This window comes from Herbaspirillum huttiense (assembly GCF_047300815.1).
Taxonomy (GTDB): Bacteria; Pseudomonadota; Gammaproteobacteria; order Burkholderiales; family Burkholderiaceae_D; genus Herbaspirillum; species Herbaspirillum huttiense_A.
Genome location: NZ_CP178608.1, coordinates 1366832 through 1383599 on the forward strand (window position 1 = coordinate 1366832; position 16768 = coordinate 1383599).

A 16768-nucleotide genomic window follows, 5' to 3' on the forward strand; every position below is an offset into this window, starting at 1 on the left:
GCCGACGATGAGCACGCCTCCCGTTCTCGCTGCACATACTCCCCCTGAGCCCAGCGCCATGGCGCGCCGCGCCAGCCGTTGGGCCGGTAGCGCGCTGGCCGCTGTCCTGACTGCCGGTTTGATTTCCTGCGGCTGGCTGGTGTACGCCGGCAAGATCGACTGGCTGCCCGCCAGCTGGACGCGCGACGACGCCTTGCATGGCGAACTGACGCATCAACTGGCCAAGCAGTTGTCCAACGCCTGGCTGCCGGACCAGGCCGCCAAACTGGAACGCGCCGGCAGCTGGCTGCTGCTGGGCGATACCGGCCCGCGCGTGCGCACCGGCTGCCCCGGCTGGCTGTTCCTGGCCGAAGAGTTGCAGGTCAATCGCCACGCCCAAGCCAACGCGCAGGCCAAGCGTGCCGCGGTGCTGGCGATCCGGCAGGCGCTGGCCCAACGCGGCATCGGGCTGCTGGTGGCGGTGGTGCCGGACAAGAGCCGCATCGCGGCCAGCGCCTTGTGTGGCCTGACGCGTCCGGCCGAATTGAATGCGCGCGCAGCACAATGGGTGAGCCAACTGAACCAGGACGGCGTGGCCGCCATCGACCTCGCCCCCACGCTGGCGCCACTCGGCGCTTCAGCCTACCTGCACACCGATACCCACTGGAACGAGACCGGCGCGAACGCCGCCGCCCAGGCCATTGCCGCACGCATCACGGCCACCGGCGTGCAGGCCACGCCGCAGCAGGCCTTTACCGCCCAGCCGGGCAAGCTGGCGCAGCGTCCCGGCGACCTGGTACACCTGGCCGGGCTGGACTGGCTGCCGCTGCGCTGGCAACCCACGCCGGAAAGCGTAGCCGCCACCGTCTTTACCGAAGCAGCTGCAGCAGGGCAGGGCACCGCCGCCAAGGAGGGCGATGATCTCGATGACCTGCTGGGCGACAGCCAGTTGCCCAACGTGGCCCTGATCGGAACCTCGTTCTCGCGCAATTCCAACTTCGTCGGCTTCCTGCAGAAGGCGCTGGGTGCAAAGATCGGCAGCTTCGCCAAGGATGGCGGCAAGTTCTCCGGCAGCGCCCGCGATTACTTCACCAATCCCGCCTTCACGCAGACGCCGCCCAAGCTGGTGGTCTGGGAAATCCCCGAGCGTGACCTGCAGACACCCTACGAAGCGATCCCACTGGCCCGGTAATCCATCATTAAGCTGACGTTAATGCTGCCTGAATCAGCATTAACGTTGCATTAATGCAATAAATCATTTCCTTTCCGGCGCATTTCCGCTGCGCCGCCGTCCGCTTTGCTGGAGGCCGTCCCCCGGGCCTGCTAAACTTGCCGGTCCGCCCACCGACCGGGGCAGGACCCGGGCATGTGCCTGGTCAACCTCCACGACAAATTGACAGAAGAATTCGACCCCGCTCCCCTTGCGGACGAGCATGACTCCGGCTCCTTCGAGAGTTATTTCCGCGATCCCTCGCAAGCCGCCGAAGCGCCCCTGGCCTGGGGCCTGGGCCAGCGGCTGGACGTGCTGGACGCGCTGCGCGGCCTGGTCTCCGGTGGCCAGGCCGCCGCGCGCCTGCGCATCTGGATGTTCCTTGAACTGGCGGCCCAGCCGCACGGCCGCCTGCAGCGCGAAGACCTGAATCAGCTGTTCTACGCCTTGAAGTCCGAGGCCATGGAAGCGGCCCTGAAGCGCCTGCGCGACCTGGGCCTGCTGGTCTGGGACGCCACCGGCCAGGATTACCAGCTCTCGCCCATCGCCCAGCAGGTGCAAGCCCTGCTGGCCCCGCTCACGCGTGCCGTCGGCGAGGATGACGAAATGGCCGCGCTGCTGGCGCAAGTGGCCGGGGCCCAGGCGCTAGGCCTGTCGGACGCCAGCCAGATCCGCCACCTGCATGCGCAGTTGGCGCGCCTGCACGACCAGTTCGCCGATGCCATCGCCAGCGGTTCGGAAGCCCTGCTGCGCCAGGCCCAGCCGCGTTTCGAACGGGCCCTGAAGCTGGTCAACCGTGCCGGTGAAGCGCTGACTGCGCTCATCCGCAGCGAACACGCCGACGCCCGCCTGGAACGCGAAGCGCGTGCGCTCGGCAATGGCCAGGCGCGCCTGCTGACCATGGCCAGCCAGTTTACCCGCGCCCTGCAGCAGGCCGACCGCCAGCGCGTCACCCTCGGCAGCACCGGCGTGACCAGCTCGGACGTGCGGCGCTGGCTGCAATCGCATCCGGACTTGTCATCCCTGATGGGAGAGGCACTCTCCATCGGGGTGAAGCCCGTCTTCGTCAGTGGCCACGAATTGCTGGACGTAGCCGAAGGCGAATTCGAGCGCGACCGTCCCGAGACCCAGCGCCAGCAAGGCTTGCCGCCGCCGGCCCAGGCTGTGGAAGGCAAGATCGAAGCGCTGCGCATGCCGGTCGAGCTGGGCGAACTGATTGAACAACTGACACGCCTGGGCGCCCTGCCGGAAGGCGAGGACGCCACCGGACTGCAACCGCAGCCGCTGACTTCGGTGGTGCTGGGCGGCAGCTTCGGCAAGGCCGCCTATCGCCTGCAACTGCTGCCGCTGCTGGGGGACGCCCAGGCGCGCACGCTGCAAGGGCAGACCGGCGACCTGGCGCGCCTGCCATGGCAAGCCGGCTTCCTGCCGCGTGTCGATAAAGTCGATGACCCCGATGTCGCTGCCATGAGCGCCGGGGCCGTCCATCCAGATCCATCCCGGGAAAGACCGAATGAGTGAGACCCTAGACGAGGCCGGCCTGTTGGCCGCCGAACTGCTGGCGCGCCGCTGGCTGCCCCGCAAGCACCCGCGCGTGCGCCGCGCCCTGGTCGATGCCGACCTGTGGCAAGCCCTGCAGGACCGCCTGGCCCAGGTCGGCCTGCGCCTGGTGGACAACATCCACGCCGACCACATCAGCGTGGCGCTGGTGCGCCCGGCCGAATCGGCCGTCTTCGGCGAGGCCGGCATGAACGCCAACAACAACCTCGACCTGCCGCGCGATGCCATCTCGCTGCTGGTGGTGCTGTGGGCGCTGATCGTGCTGCCCAAGCGCGAGCGCCAGTCCGCGCGCGCCGCCGGCGACGATGCCCAGCAGCAGGACGAAATGTTCCACACCGACAAGCCCATGCCAACCGCCGCCGAGGTCAGCCCGGTGGTGTCCTATACGGCGCTGCTGGCCGACTTCGGCAACCAGCTCGGCAAGAAGACGCGCATGGACACCAACCTGCGCCGCCTCGAAGCCCACGGCTTCATCTTGCGCCGTGGCGTGGATATCGCCGAAGGCCCCTTGCTGGACCTGCTGCTGGACTACGATGCCCTGGCCCCGCGTATTCTTGATGGCGCCCTGGGCGATGTGCTGGCCCGCGCTACCCCGCGCGAGGAGGCGGACACTGCGCCAGAAGCGCAGGCCGAGGCTGATGCCGCTGCCGCCGATGAACCATCCGAAGAGAGAGACGCCTGATGTTCCACCTGCAATCGCTGGAACTGCTGCAGTGGGATTATTGCCAGCGCCTGACGCTGCCCCTGGACGGTTCCATCATCACCATCGCCGGCCCCAACGGTTCCGGCAAGACCACGCTGCTGGACGCCATGCGCACCCTGCTGGGGCTGGATTGCTCGGGCGGTCGCAGCTACAAGACCTACGCCCGCCACGCCAATGCCGACACCACCTGGCTGCGCGCCACGGTAGACAACCGTCCTCATGGCCGCCAGACCTCGACCCGTCCGTTCGCGCGCAACCTGCTCTATGCCGACCAGGTCACGCTGGCCTGCCGCATCGAGCGCAATGGCGGCGACTGGCAGCGCCGCTACTGCATGAGTGATGGCGATGTCGCCATCGAAACCCTGGCGCAGTTGCCCGAGAAGGATTGGCTGGGCCTGGACCACTGGCGCAAGCGCCTGGAAGGCGCCGGCCTGTCGCGTGCGATTGCGCGCGTGCTGGCGCTGGAGCAGGGGCAGACGGACCGCCTCTGCGAATTCTCGCCCAAGGAATTGCTGCGCCTGGTGTTCGAAGTCTTCGGCGACCAGGAAGTGCTGGACCGCTACGAGGAAGCCCGCCGCCATCAGCGCGACCTGGCCGCCGAGGTGACGCTGGCCGAACAGGAACTGGCCTACAGCGAAGCGCAACTGGCGCAGCTGGACAGCCGCGTGACGCTGTATCGCCAATATCAGGGCAAGCTGCGCGAACGCGAAACGCTGGCCACTGAAGTCATTCCGGTCCTGCGCTGGCACGAAGAGCGGCAAGGCACGGCCACGCGCCTGCGCGAACTGCATCGCCAGCGCCTGCATCACAATCACCTGCGCCGCCAGCGCAGCAGCGATACCTTGCAGCTGTCGTCCCTGCTGACGCAGCAACAGGCCGCGCGCGAGAAAGTGACCACGCTGGAGCACGGCAAGGCCGAGGCCTATCAAGCCCAGCAAAAGGCGCGCGAGGCCGAGAAGCCGGTGGAAGAACTGGTCAAGCAGGCCGATGAACTGCTGGCCCTGTCCGCCGTGGAAGGCGATGCCACGCAATTGCTGGCCCGCGTGGACGAACTGGAGCAGCAGAAGAACACGCTGCATGATCGCTGGCGCGACCTGGAACAGCAACGCAAGGACGCCAGCGGTGCCTTGGACCGCCTGACCGGACAACGCCAGGCGCCGCGCCCGAACGACGTGCAGCAATTCACGCGGGCCTTGCGTCAGGCCGGCATCGCCCATCACCTGCTGGCCGACGTGATCGAGATTGCCGACGACCAGTGGCGCGCCGCCGCCGAAGGCGTCTTGCGCGCCTCGTGCTGGGTGGTGGTGCTGGATGATCCCAAGGATGAAGCCGCCGCGATGGCGCTGGCCGAGCGCGAGCGCTATCGCCATTACGTGGTCTCCGATGCCGCCACGGCGACGTCGCAGCCGCCCGCAGAGAGCCTCTTGGCGGTGCTGCGTTTCTCGGCCAAGGCGCCGTCCTGGCTGCTGCGTCAACTGGCGCAGATCCGCCGCGTGGCCGATACCGTCGAAGGGGCGCGCACCGGGGGCGAATGGATCACGCCGCAAGCCTACTGGCGCGATGGCCGGGGCGGGCGCAGCGTGTGGCGCGATCCGGGCGATTACCAGTTCGGCGCGGCCGCCATGGCAGCGCGCCAGGCGTCCATCCAGAAGCGCCTGGCCTCGCTGGATGCGGACTTGACCGACATCGTTTTGAAGCAAAGCGAAGTCAAGCGCCAGCTCGACGCCGCCAAGAAAGCCACCGAGGGCCACCTCGCGGCAGAGGCGCTGGCCCGGAGAAGTGAAGAGTTCGATGAGGCGCGGCGCCAGCTGCCGGCCTTGAAGGCCGCGCGCGCAGCCGCCAGTGAACGGTTCAGCCAGTTCGATGCCCAGCATGCCGAGGCCATCGAACAGCGCACCATCCTCGATGGCAAGCTCGATGCCCTGCAGCGCCGCCTGCGCGACAGCGAAGGGGATCTTGCCGGGCAGGAGCGCGAGTGGCGCAGCCGTCACGACGACCAGCGTGCCCGTGCCCTGGCCTCACGCGCGCAGAAGGGACGCTTCCCGGCGCGCTGGATCGCCGCCGACGCGGTACAGGCCTTGTACGAGAAATACAGCAACGCCAAGCAGGCCGAGCTGCGCATGGCTGCCGTCGAAAACGAACTGGAAACCGGCCAGTGGGAAAAGGATGGCACGGTCGAAGACAAGCACCTCATCATGCAGGGTACGGTGGGCAACCAGCGCAACGAACTGGATTCGCGCAAGATCAGCAATCACCAGGCCGAGGAAGCGGTGGGCAATGCGCGTGAACGCTATATCGACGTGCTGCGTGCGACGGTGCGCCGCTATCGCAAGAACATCGTCGACCTCGGCGCCCTGGCCGGTGTGGTGGTCAGCGCCGACCTGCCGCACCTGGACAATGACGACACCATCCTGCGCCAGGCCGAACTGAAGGTCAGCTTCAACTTCGACGGCAAGGGCGAGATCGGATTGAACGATGGCGAAGCGTCCGGTGGCCAGCAGGTCATCAAGTCGCTGATCCTGCTGGTGGGGCTGTTGAAGGATGACGACATGCCAGGCGGTTTCGTCTTCATCGACGAACCCTTTGCTCACCTGGACGTGCGCAACATCCAGCTGGTCGGCAACTTCTTGAAATCGACCCGCGCGCAATACGTGCTGACTACGCCCATCACGCACAACGTGGAAGTCTTCGAGCCGGCCGATATCACGCTGGTCACTTCGAAGAAGCCGCGCGAAGCGCGCTGGGCGCCGCCCATCGGCGTGCTGCAGCGGCGCTTGCGGCTGGATGCCTGAGCGCGGTTGAACTGCAGGGAGAAAGGAAAAAGCCGGCGATGCCGGCTTTTTTTCAGCGCAATTCGCGCACCAGGCGCGGTGCTGGCGGCAGCAGGTTTGCCGGCACATCCGGCACTTCCGCTTCCAGCAACTGGTGTGCCACGCACTCGCACCAGTGGATGCCGCGCGCCAGGGCCAGCGGTTTGGAATCGTACAGGCCCGGCAGCGAGCGCTTGGGGAACAGCGGGCCGATGGTCTGATGACGGATTTCCACGCCGCTGACGTACCAGGTATCGGCGCGGTTGGCGCACCATACCCGGAACTGGAACGGTGAAGCATGTCCCGTGATTTCGTAACAAGTCATCATCGCTGCACGCTGACCCAAAGCTTTCCTCCTGTGATGTCGGCCGCATTATAAACATCGTCGTGCAAGCTTGCCAAAGCTTGCGTTGCGGGAACCGACTGCCAGCGTTTTCCAGCGAACGGGAAAAAGTGCCGTGGCGCGCGCCGAGGTAATGGATTCCTACAAGGCTTGTAGTCGTTGTCCTGCATGGCTTCAAAGCCGAGTCACCTAAAATGACCCATTACCGTGCGTCCTGGGGGACCGTGACGCCGGAGCGTTTCCCTACCGCCACTGCCGCCCCATGCTGCCCGCCACGTCACGATGACAGGCAGCCATGCCAGGCTCATCAAGGACAGAACAAGAACATGACTTCCGCCCGCACCGAACACCTCGCCCTCATCCTCAACCAGCATCACCAGAGCCTGCTCGACGACTGGCTGCGCACGCTCACTTCCAAGCTGGGCCGCAAGGAAAAGAGCGGTGAATTCGAGATCCGCCGCCAGGCCGAACAATTCCTGGGCCTCGTGGCGCGCACCGTGGAAAGCGGCGCCAGTGCCGACACCGACGGCACCGACTGGGCCGATGTGCGCCACCTGCTGGGCGAAGTCTCGCGCTCGCGTGCCTTGCAGGGTTTCTCTTCGATCGATACGGCCAGCTTCGTGTTTGCCCTGAAGGAACCCCTGTTCGAGCACCTGCGCAGCGGCCTCGCTGAACAACCCCAGCTGCTGGCCCAGGAGATCGCCGCCACCAGTACGCTCTTCGACAAGCTGGGCCTCTACACCATCGAAGTGCACCAGAAGGCGCGCGAGCAGGTCATCCTGCGCCAGCAGCAGGAGCTGCTGGAGTTGTCCACCCCGGTGGTGCAGCTGTGGCAGAACGTGCTGGCGCTGCCGCTGATCGGCACGCTCGACAGCGCCCGTACCCAGGTGGTGATGGAAAGCCTGCTGCAGAAGATCGTCGAGACCGGCGCCATGATCGCCATCATCGATATCACCGGCGTGCCCACCGTGGACACCCTGGTGGCCCAGCATCTGCTCAAGACCATCGCCGCCGCACGCCTCATGGGCGCGGACTGCATCATCAGCGGCATCCGCCCGCAGATTGCCCAGACCATCGTGCACCTGGGCGTGAACCTGGAAGACGTGACCACCAAGGCCACCCTGGCCGATGCCTTCATGGTGGCCCTCAAGAAGACCGGCTCGCGCGTGACCGTGCAGCACGCTGAGTAAGACATGGAACGCATCCCTATCCTGCGCATGGGCCGGCTCTTGCTGGTGACCATCCAGGTCGACATGCACGACCGCCTGGCCATGACCCTGCAGGATGACCTGACCGAACGCATCGTGCGCGACCGTGCGCGCGGCGTACTCATCGACATCTCCGCGCTGGACGTGGTGGATTCCTTCATCGGCCGCATGATCAGCAACACCGCCTCCATGGCGCGCGTGCTCGATGCCCGCACGGTGGTGGTGGGCATGCAGCCGGCCGTGGCCATCACCCTGGTCGAACTCGGCCTGACCCTGGACGGGGTGCGCACCGCGCTCAACGTGGAGCGCGGCGTGAAGCTGCTCGAGTCGGAGATCGAGTGATGGCTGCGCTTGCGATGCCGTGCGAGGTACATGGTGGATGAACAACCCCTCCTGACCCAGCCGCTGCAGACCGATGAAGACGTAGTGCGCCTGCGCAAGCTGGTGCGCGACCACCTGGTACGGCTGGGATTTTCCCTGGTGGAACAGACCAAGATGGTGACGGCCGCCAGCGAGCTGGCGCGCAATACCCTGCGCTATGGCGGTGGCGGCGAAGCCCGCGTGGATGAACTCCATACCGGCAGCAAGCGCGGCCTGCGGATGGTCTTTGCCGATCAGGGGCCAGGCATTGCCGACCTCAACCTGGCGCTCACCGATGGCTATACCACCGGCGGCGGCTTGGGGCTGGGCTTGTCCGGCGCCAAGCGGCTGGCCGACGAATTCGATATCGATACCGCGCCGGGCGCGGGAACCCGCGTCAGCATCATCAAATGGAAACTCTTCTGACCGCCTCGCGGACCGAACAATGCGTGGCCGTCAGTGAAACCGTCGATGTCGCTGCGGCCCGCCGTGCAGCCGCAGACCTGGCACGGCGCCTGGACTTCGGCCAGGACCCGGCAGCGCGCCTGGCGCTGGTGGTGACCGAAGCGGCCACCAACATCCTCAAGCACGCCGGGCACGGCGAAATCCTGCTGCGCTCCCTCACCGGCCGCGATGCCGGCCGGGTCGCCGTGCACGGCATCGAGATGCTGGCCATCGACGGCGGGGCCGGCATGCACGATACCGCCACCGCCATGGCCGACGGCAACTCCACGGCGGGCACGTATGGGGTTGGGCTGGGGGCGATCCGCCGCCAGTCTGACCGCTTCGATCTCTATACCTGGCCCGAGCGTGGCACCGTCTTGCGGGCCGTCGTGTGGACCAGCCCCGGTGCGCAGGAGCCGTGGCAATGCGGCCTGGTCTGCCTGCCACTGGCCGGCGAACAGGAGTGCGGCGATGCCGGCTGGGCGGCCGCTATCGATGATGGCGTACTGCTGATGCTGGTCGATGGACTGGGCCATGGCGAGGCCGCCGCCGATGCGGCCGACACCGCCGTGCACACCCTGGCCGCGCTGGCCGCCAGCAGTCCCGGCATGCCGCCGCCGGTGCTGGCCATGCACCTGCACGCGGCCTTGCAAAGGACGCGCGGGGCGGCCGTGGCGATTGCCCGCATCGATGCCCATGCCGGGCAGGTGCAGTTTGCCGGGGTCGGCAACATCGCCTGCTGTACCAGCCTGGACGGACAGCGACGGCACCTGGTGTCCATCAACGGCATCGTCGGCCACAACCTGCGCAAGGTGCAGGCCTTCGATACCCCTTGGCAGGAGGAGATGGTACTCATCCTCCATTCGGACGGACTGACCAGCCGCTGGTCGCTGGACCCGTATCCCGGGTTGGAGCAAGCCCATCCGGCTTTGATTGCAGCCGTACTCTATCGTGATTGTTATCGTGGCCGTGACGACGTCAGCGTCATGGTCATTCGCCAGGGAGCGATCCCATGACGCAGCGCCTGCTCACCGTTTCCATCAGCAGCGAGATCGACGTAGTCGGTGCGCGCCAGCGTGCGCGGCAGATCGCCGACCTGTGCGGCTTCGCCCAGCAGGACCAGGTGCGCATTGCCACCAGCGTTTCCGAACTGGCGCGCAACGCCTTCCGCTACGCCGGGCGCGGCCAGGTGGAGTTCGCCATCGAAGGCAGCACCGCACCGCAGACCTTGCTGATGACCGTGCGCGACCAGGGACCGGGCATTGACGACCTGGCCCTGGTGCTCTCCGGCCAATACCAGTCCAGCACCGGCATGGGCATGGGTTTGCTGGGGGCGCGCAAGCTCGTGGATGCCTTTGACGTGCAGACCGCCAAGGGGCAGGGCACCACCGTGACCCTGCGCAAGCTGCTGCCCCCGGCCGCACGCCTGATCACGCCAAGGGAAGCCGGTGACATCGGCGCGGCACTGGCCGCAGCGGCTGCGCCGGCCGGTGTGGCCTTGTTCGAAACCCAGCAGCAGAACCAGGAATTGCTGACCACCCTGGCCGAGCTGAACGTGCGCCAGGAAGAATTGCTGCAATTGACGCGCGAGCTGGAAGATACCAATCGCGGCGTGGTCGCCCTCTATGCAGAACTGGATGAAAAGGCCGACCACCTGCGCCGCGCCGACGAAGCCAAGTCGCGCTTCCTCTCCAACATGAGCCATGAGTTCCGCACGCCGCTGTCGTCCATCCGCGCGCTGGCCAAGCTCTTGCTGGACCGGGTCGATGGCGATCTCTCCACCGAGCAGGAGCGCCAGGTGCGCTACATCCTGGAGGGCGCCAATTCGCTCTCGGAGCTGGTCAATGACTTGCTGGATTTGGCCAAGATCGAAGCCGGCAAGGTCGAGATCCAGCCCGGCCGCTTCCAGGTGGCCGAGCTCTTCAGCGCCTTGCGCGGCATGCTGCGTCCGCTGCTGGTGTCGGACAAGCTGCGCCTGAACTTCGTGGCGCCGGAGGATTGCGAGATGGAGACCGACGAAGGCAAGCTTTCGCAGATCCTGCGCAACTTCATTTCCAACGCCATCAAGTTCACCGAGCAGGGCAGCATTACCGTGACCGCCGAGCCGCTGCCGCAGAGCCGGGCGGTGCGCTTTTCCGTCACCGACAGCGGCATCGGCATCGCGCCCGAGCACATCGGCATCATCTTCGAAGAATTCGCCCAGGTGGAGAACCACCTGCAACGCCACGTCAAGGGCACCGGCCTGGGCCTGCCGCTGTGCCGCCAGCTGGCTACGCTCCTGGGCGGGTCGGTTGCAGTGACCAGTACGCCGGGGCAGGGTGCGACCTTCAGCGCCGTGATCCCGATGGTCCATCAGCCGGAAAAGCGTGCGCCGCTGCCCCTGGCCAGCCCGCAGGCACTGCTCCCGCGTGCCGAACCGGACGCGGCCAGCCTGCCGGTGCTGGTGGTGGAAGACCGTGCCGAATTGCGCCTGCTCTACCAGCGCTACCTGCACCAGTCGGAGTTCCGCATGGTGCCGGCGGCCTCGGTCGCCGAGGCCGAGGCCTTGTGGCGCAATGGCGAGCCCTGCGCCCTGATACTCGATCTCTTGCTGGACGGCAAGGATGCCTGGCACTGGCTGGTGCAGCTCAAGAATGATCCGGCGCGCCGCGATGTGCCCATCCTCATCGTCTCCGACGTCGATGACAAGGGCAAGGCCATGGGCCTGGGCGCGGATGCGTATTTCAAGAAACCCATGGGGCGCGATGAATTGCTGGCGGCACTGCGTTCGCTGGTGGATTCACGCTGGCCACGAAACGAAATACGCGCCCCTGCGGTCCATCACTGAACAGACCCGTCATCCCGCAGCCCTTAGCCACCCACGTCATCCTTGTACGCCATGAGTCATCCCGAACAACTGATCCTCAACGTCGACGATACCGATGCCGCCCGCTACGCGCGCACGCGCATCCTGACCAAGGCCGGGCTGCGCGTGGTGGAGGCGGCCAGCGGCACCGAAGCGCTGGCCCTGGCGCGCGAGTTGAAACCGGCCCTGATCCTGCTGGACGTGAAACTGCCCGATATCCACGGCATGGAAGTCTGCGCGCGGCTCAAGGCTGATCCGGCAACCTCCTTCATCCTGGTGCTGCAGACCTCGGCCTCCTACATCGGCGTGGCCGACAAGGTGCGTGCGCTCGAAGGCGGCGCCGACAATTACCTGTTCGAACCGATCGAGCCGGCCGAGCTGGTGGCCAACGTGCGCGCGCTGTTGCGCCTGGCCAAGGTGGAGCATGAGTTGCGCGAGATCGATCGCCGCAAGGATGAGTTCCTGGCCATCCTGGCGCATGAGTTGCGCAATCCCCTGGTGCCGATGCGCAACGCCATCGGCATTCTCAATACCCGCGCACCGCAGGCTCCGGAGTGGGAACTGCGCGCGCGCAATACCGTTTCCCATCATCTCGATCACATGGTGCGGCTGGTCGATGACCTGCTGGACGTGTCGCGCCTGTCGCACAACAAGCTGGCGCTGCAGTTGCGCCAGGTCCAGGTAGCCGAAGTGATGCAGCACGCCGCCGAATCGACCCAGCAGATGATGGAGCGCAAGCACCAGCCCTTGCTGGTGGACATCGCCGATCCGCTGCTGGCGGTCCAGGGCGATGAAGTGCGGCTGGCCCAAGTGCTCATCAACCTCTTGCACAATGCCGCCAAGTTCAGCCCGGACGGTGCCCGCATCTTCCTGGGCGCACGCAGCGAGGCCGGCCAGGTGGTGCTGACGGTGCGCGATGAAGGCATTGGCATTGCCGCCGAACGGCTGGGCGACATCTTCGGCATGTTTGCCCAGGCCAATGCGCTGGGCCATGACCGCCAGGATGGCCTCGGGATCGGCCTGTCGCTGGCGCGCAGCCTGGTGGAATTGCATGGCGGCACCCTGACCGCGTACAGCGCCGGTATCGGCCAAGGCAGCCTCTTCACGGTGGCCCTGCCGCAGCTGGCGCCAAGCCAGACGCAGGCCCCGGAGACGGCAGCGCCGAGCCTGGCCGACCTGGCGGCGGGCATCCCGCAGACCGGCAAGCGCGTGCTGGTGGTGGACGACAACAGGGACATCGCCGATACCATGAAGGAACTCATGGAATTGCTGGGCCACGAAGTGGAGGTGGCCTACAGCGGCACGCGCGCCATCGCGCGCGCCCAGGAGTGGGTTCCCGATGCCGTGTTGCTGGACATCGGATTGAAGGACATGACCGGCCACGACCTGGCCCGCGCCCTGCGCGCGCTGCCCGCTACACGCGACATCTACCTGCTGGCCTGCTCCGGCTTCAGCAGCGAAGACGACAAGCGCACCGCCTTTGATGCAGGGGTCGATGACTACCTGGTCAAGCCGGTCGACATCGACACCCTGGCGCGGCTCGACCTGCGCCGCGGCTCACCGCCGACCCCCTCGGTGAGCGTCGCCGGCTTCTGATCCGTCAGGGTCAGGCCTGCCCGGTCAGGAACTGCACCACCGCCTGCGTGAAGGCGCGTGGCTGTTGCTGGTTGGAGATGTGGGCCGCATCGAATTCCACATACAGCGCACCCGCAATGGTGGCGCGCATGAATTGCGCGTCAGCCGGTGGTGTCGGGACGTCGCCGCTGCCGGCAATGACCAGCGTGGGCGCGCGGATGCCCGCAATCGCTTCCCTCAGGTCATTGTCGCGCACCGCTGCGCAAGCGCCTGCATAGCCTTCGGCCGGCGTGGCCAAGAGCATGGCTGTCAAGGCCTGGACTTGCTCCGGATGCTGTTGGGCATATTCGGGCGTGAGCCAGCGCGACACCACCGCTGCTGCAATGGCGGAGAGGCCATCACGCTGCACGGTCTCGATGCGGCTGTTCCAGGCCTCGGGCGTGCCGATCTTGGCACCGGTATTGCAGAGGATGAGCTTGGTCACACGCTGCGGATGATGCACCGCCAGCCACATGAAGGTGCTGCCGCCCATGGAGAGGCCACAGAAGTGCGCTTGCTGGATATCGAGCTGGTCGAGCAGGGCGATGACATCGCTGCCCAGCTGCGCAATGGTGTAAGGGCCGGGCGTGACTTCCGATTGACCGTGGCCGCGCGTGTCGTAGCGCAGCACGCGGAAGTGCTTGCTCAGTGCGGGGATCTGCGGATCCCACATCGCCAGCGAGGTGCCCAGCGAATTGGACAGCACCAGCACCGGCAGGGCCGCGTCGCCATCGAGCTGGTAATGCAATTTGATTCCGTTCAGTGTTGCAAAGGGCATGAAGAGATCCTCGGCCCGCCCCACATCACGGTGGGTGCGGGCATGGGTGAATCAAAAAGAGTCAGATGCGCCGGGACTCAGCCAATCTGCGCGATGGCCGAGGGATGCTGGGTCAGCGGAGTGACCGAAATGGTCATGAAGGGGTAGAGCGGCAAGGCCGAGAGGATGTTGTGCAGCTCGTCGTTGCCGGAGACGTTGAAGATGCTCACGTTGGCATACTGCCCGACCACGCGCCACAGGTCGCGCCACTTGCCTTCGCGCTGCAGCTTCTGCGACATCTCCTTCTCGTCCTTCTTCAACTGGTCGGCCACGGCCTTGTCGAGCGTGGCGGGAATGTTGACCTGCATTTGAACCATGAACAGCATGATGTTTGCTCCGTTGTCGTTATGGGTGGAATGTCTTGCAGCGCGCGCCGTGATCGCGAGGTTGAACGCCGGGCGGGAAATCGAGATGTTCGATAAACGAACATAAATCCTTTATTCGCACAAACGAGTTTAGGCGCCAGCGCCGTGAACTGTCAACTTGGGCAGACGGTTTCTGCTGGTCAACGCTGCCTCGTGCGCAGCGCAACAGGCGGCTTGCCCAAGCCTCAATCGCGCCGTTCGGGATTGGGAAAACCGGTCGCCGGGAAGGAGCTGGTCTCGATATCCAGCCAGGCCGGGCGTTCGGCATACATGTCGGCTACCAGTTGCTTGATGGCTTCGATGTACCAGGCATTGTCGTTGATGCGATGCGTGAGGATGATGGGGGAAGTCGCGCGCGGATCGTCGATGAGCCGGTAATGCAGGTCATTGCGCAGCCGTGCCGAGGCCGGGATCAGGCACAGTCCGGATTCGGCCGCCACCAGGCCCAGCGCGGTCTGGATCTCGCGCACTTCGTGCACTTCAGCCGGGTGGATGTCCTGGTCATTGAGCAGGCTCAGGATGTGGTCAGCGAAACTGGGGCGCGGCTCCTTGGGATAGACGATCAGCTTCTGTCCATGCACTTCCTTGAGGCTCACCCGCTGATGGCTGGCGGCCAGCGGGAAAGAGGGCGGGATCGCCAGCACCAGTTTTTCTTCGCGCAGGACGATGCGCGCCACCGTCGCATCATTGCTGCGGATGCGCCCGAAACCGACATCGATGCGGCCCGACTTGAGGGCGGCAAACTGCTGCATCGAGGTCAGCTCCAGCAACTGGATGTCCACCTCCGGATAGTGCTGGCGCAGCTTGCGCACCAGCACCGGCAGGCCGCCATAGAGCGTGGAGGCGACGAAGCCGATGGACAGCGTCTGGCGCTGGTTCAGGCCGATCTGCTGGGTGGCGTTCTTCAACTGCTCCAGCCGGTTGAGGATCTGCAGCGCCTGCTCATAGAACACCCGGCCGGCTTCGGTCAGGCGCAGCGGGCGGCTGTTGCGCAGGATCAGCTGTACGCCCAGCTCTTCTTCGAGCAGCTGGATCTGGCGCGACAGCGGCGGTTGCGCAATGTGCAGCTGTTCCGAGGCGCGCGTGAAGTTGCGCGTATTGGCCACGGCCACGAAGTATTTCAGTTGTCTGATGTCCATGGCCGAAAATCATATCTCACAGAAACTAATGATGTCTAATCCTTTGATTTTTATAGGAGCCTTTATAAACTATATAAAAAAGGTATGAAACTAGACGAATTTGGTGTTGGCAATGGCAGGGCTTCCGGGTGTTCAATGCAGTCCATGGATACCCCACAACACCTTCACGCTGCGGCCCCGGCCCTGATCGACCGGGTCGAGACCTTCCTGGTCGATCTGCCGACCATCCGTCCCCATCAATTGTCCATGGCGACGATGAACGGGCAGACCCTGATGCTGGTGCGCCTGTACTGCTCCGACGGCACCGTCGGCGTGGGCGAGGGCACCACCATCGGTGGCCTGGCCTACGGCGCCGAATCACCCGAGGGCATGAAGCTGGCCATCGATACCTACTTCGCGCCGCTGCTGCTGGGCGCCGATGCCAGCCTGATCCCGGCCATCATGGCACGCCTGAACAAGGCCATCCAGGACAATCGTTTTGCCAAGTGCGCCATTGAGACGGCGCTCTTCGATGCCCTGGGCCAGCGCACCGGCCTGCCGGTCTCGCAGCTGCTCGGCGGCCGCGCCCGCGAAAGCCTGCCGATCGCCTGGACCCTGGCCTCCGGCGACACCGGCAAAGATATCGACGAAGCCGAACGCATGCTGGCCGCGCGCCGCCACAAGATCTTCAAGCTCAAGATCGGCCGCCGCGAGGTCGAGGCCGATGTGGCCCACGTGGCCGCCATCAAGAAGGCCCTCGGTGACCGTGGCTCGGTGCGGGTGGACGTGAACATGGCCTGGAGCGAACTGGAAGCCCAGCGCGGCCTGGCCGGCCTGGTCGATGCCGGCTGCGAACTGGTGGAGCAGCCGGTTGCCTCGGCCCAGGCGCTGGCCCGCTTGAAGGGCAAGCACGCCATCGCCATCATGGCCGATGAATCGCTGACTGGCCCGGCGTCGGCCTTTGCGCTGGCGCGTATCGGCGGTGCGGATGTGTTTGCGATCAAGATCGAACAATCGGGTGGCCTGCGCGCCGCCCAGCAGGTGGCCGCCATCGGCGACGCGGCCGGCATCGAGCTCTACGGCGGCACCATGCTCGAAGGCGCCATCGGCACCATCGCCTCGGCCCATGCCTTCGCCACCTTCCGTGAATTGCAGTGGGGGACTGAGTTGTTCGGTCCGCTGCTGCTGACCGAGGAAATCCTGGCCGAGCCACTGCAGTATCAGGATTTCCAGTTGGCCATCCCCAACCGCCCCGGCCTGGGCATCGTGCTCGATGAGGAGCGTGTGCAATACTTCCGGCGCGATCGCAAGCAAGGGGCGACAGTGACAGCAGCGAGGCCGGCCACCTTGGCCGGATAAAACAAGAAAACGCACTTCCCCAATCAACAAATC

Annotated in this window: 15 protein-coding genes; 11 read left to right on the forward strand and 4 right to left on the reverse strand. The window is 65.7% G+C overall.

All coding sequences use genetic code 11. The features are described from left to right. Positions 1-7 precede the first annotated feature (7 nt). The 4 genes from ACLRDN_RS06280 (at position 8) to ACLRDN_RS06295 (ending at position 6244) form a co-directional block, all read left to right on the forward strand. Positions 8-1171, forward strand: a complete 1164-nt coding sequence (locus tag ACLRDN_RS06280; protein ID WP_413459436.1) for an alginate O-acetyltransferase AlgX-related protein — start codon at positions 8-10, stop codon at positions 1169-1171. Positions 1172-1345: 174 nt separating this feature from the next. Continuing rightward, positions 1346-2710 (forward strand): hypothetical protein, encoded by a 1365-nt coding sequence (locus ACLRDN_RS06285; protein WP_413459437.1) that lies wholly within the window; start codon positions 1346-1348, stop codon positions 2708-2710. Further along, positions 2703-3431, forward strand: coding sequence for a hypothetical protein (locus ACLRDN_RS06290; protein ID WP_413459438.1), 729 nt, complete (start codon positions 2703-2705; stop codon positions 3429-3431). The genes ACLRDN_RS06285 and ACLRDN_RS06290 overlap by 8 nt, the downstream gene beginning before the upstream one ends. Then, the gene (locus tag ACLRDN_RS06295; protein WP_413459439.1) at positions 3431-6244 is read left to right on the forward strand and encodes an ATP-binding protein; all 2814 of its coding nucleotides are present in this window, start codon (positions 3431-3433) and stop codon (positions 6242-6244) included. Before ACLRDN_RS06290 ends, ACLRDN_RS06295 begins: the two co-directional genes overlap by 1 nt. Positions 6245-6296: 52 nt before the next feature. On the opposite strand, the gene ACLRDN_RS06300 is transcribed toward ACLRDN_RS06295, so the two are convergent. Beyond that, positions 6297-6587, reverse strand: a complete 291-nt coding sequence (locus tag ACLRDN_RS06300; RefSeq protein ID WP_413459440.1) for a hypothetical protein — start codon at positions 6585-6587, stop codon at positions 6297-6299. A gap of 344 nt (positions 6588-6931) precedes the next feature. Here ACLRDN_RS06300 and ACLRDN_RS06305 point away from each other — a divergent pair, with 344 nt between their 5' ends. From ACLRDN_RS06305 to ACLRDN_RS06330, 6 genes are read left to right on the forward strand one after another with little or no spacing between them, the layout of a single operon-like run. Next, a complete protein-coding gene (locus tag ACLRDN_RS06305; protein ID WP_413459441.1) occupies positions 6932-7795 on the forward strand; it encodes an STAS domain-containing protein in 864 nt (287 codons plus the stop codon). A 3-nt stretch (positions 7796-7798) separates the two neighbouring features. Next, positions 7799-8155: an STAS domain-containing protein gene (locus ACLRDN_RS06310; protein WP_413459442.1), complete on the forward strand. Its 357-nt coding sequence runs from the start codon at positions 7799-7801 to the stop codon at positions 8153-8155. Positions 8156-8185: 30 nt separating this feature from the next. Continuing rightward, positions 8186-8599: an ATP-binding protein gene (locus tag ACLRDN_RS06315; protein WP_413459443.1), complete on the forward strand. Its 414-nt coding sequence runs from the start codon at positions 8186-8188 to the stop codon at positions 8597-8599. Beyond that, the gene (locus ACLRDN_RS06320) at positions 8584-9633 is read left to right on the forward strand and encodes an ATP-binding protein (RefSeq protein ID WP_413459444.1); all 1050 of its coding nucleotides are present in this window, start codon (positions 8584-8586) and stop codon (positions 9631-9633) included. Before ACLRDN_RS06315 ends, ACLRDN_RS06320 begins: the two co-directional genes overlap by 16 nt. Further along, entirely contained in the window at positions 9630-11444 is a 1815-nt protein-coding gene (locus tag ACLRDN_RS06325; RefSeq protein WP_413459445.1) for an ATP-binding protein, read from the forward strand. The genes ACLRDN_RS06320 and ACLRDN_RS06325 overlap by 4 nt, the downstream gene beginning before the upstream one ends. A gap of 51 nt (positions 11445-11495) precedes the next feature. Continuing rightward, positions 11496-13058 (forward strand): response regulator, encoded by a 1563-nt coding sequence (locus ACLRDN_RS06330; RefSeq protein WP_413459446.1) that lies wholly within the window; start codon positions 11496-11498, stop codon positions 13056-13058. Positions 13059-13068: 10 nt separating this feature from the next. Here ACLRDN_RS06330 and pcaD read toward each other — a convergent pair whose 3' ends face one another. The 3 genes from pcaD to ACLRDN_RS06345 all read right to left on the reverse strand — a co-directional run bounded on the left by pcaD (position 13069) and on the right by ACLRDN_RS06345 (position 15397). Beyond that, positions 13069-13854: a 3-oxoadipate enol-lactonase gene (pcaD, locus tag ACLRDN_RS06335; protein ID WP_413459447.1), complete on the reverse strand. Its 786-nt coding sequence runs from the start codon at positions 13852-13854 to the stop codon at positions 13069-13071. A gap of 77 nt (positions 13855-13931) precedes the next feature. Continuing rightward, positions 13932-14219 (reverse strand): muconolactone Delta-isomerase, encoded by a 288-nt coding sequence (catC, locus tag ACLRDN_RS06340; protein ID WP_013233325.1) that lies wholly within the window; start codon positions 14217-14219, stop codon positions 13932-13934. Between the two features lie 224 nt (positions 14220-14443). After that, the gene (locus ACLRDN_RS06345) at positions 14444-15397 is read right to left on the reverse strand and encodes a LysR family transcriptional regulator (protein WP_034339111.1); all 954 of its coding nucleotides are present in this window, start codon (positions 15395-15397) and stop codon (positions 14444-14446) included. A 144-nt stretch (positions 15398-15541) separates the two neighbouring features. On the opposite strand from ACLRDN_RS06345, the gene ACLRDN_RS06350 reads away from it, so the two are divergent. Further along, on the forward strand, positions 15542-16735 hold the full coding sequence (locus ACLRDN_RS06350; protein ID WP_413459448.1) for a muconate/chloromuconate family cycloisomerase: 1194 nt from the start codon (positions 15542-15544) through the stop codon (positions 16733-16735). The last annotated feature ends 33 nt before the right edge of the window (positions 16736-16768 follow it).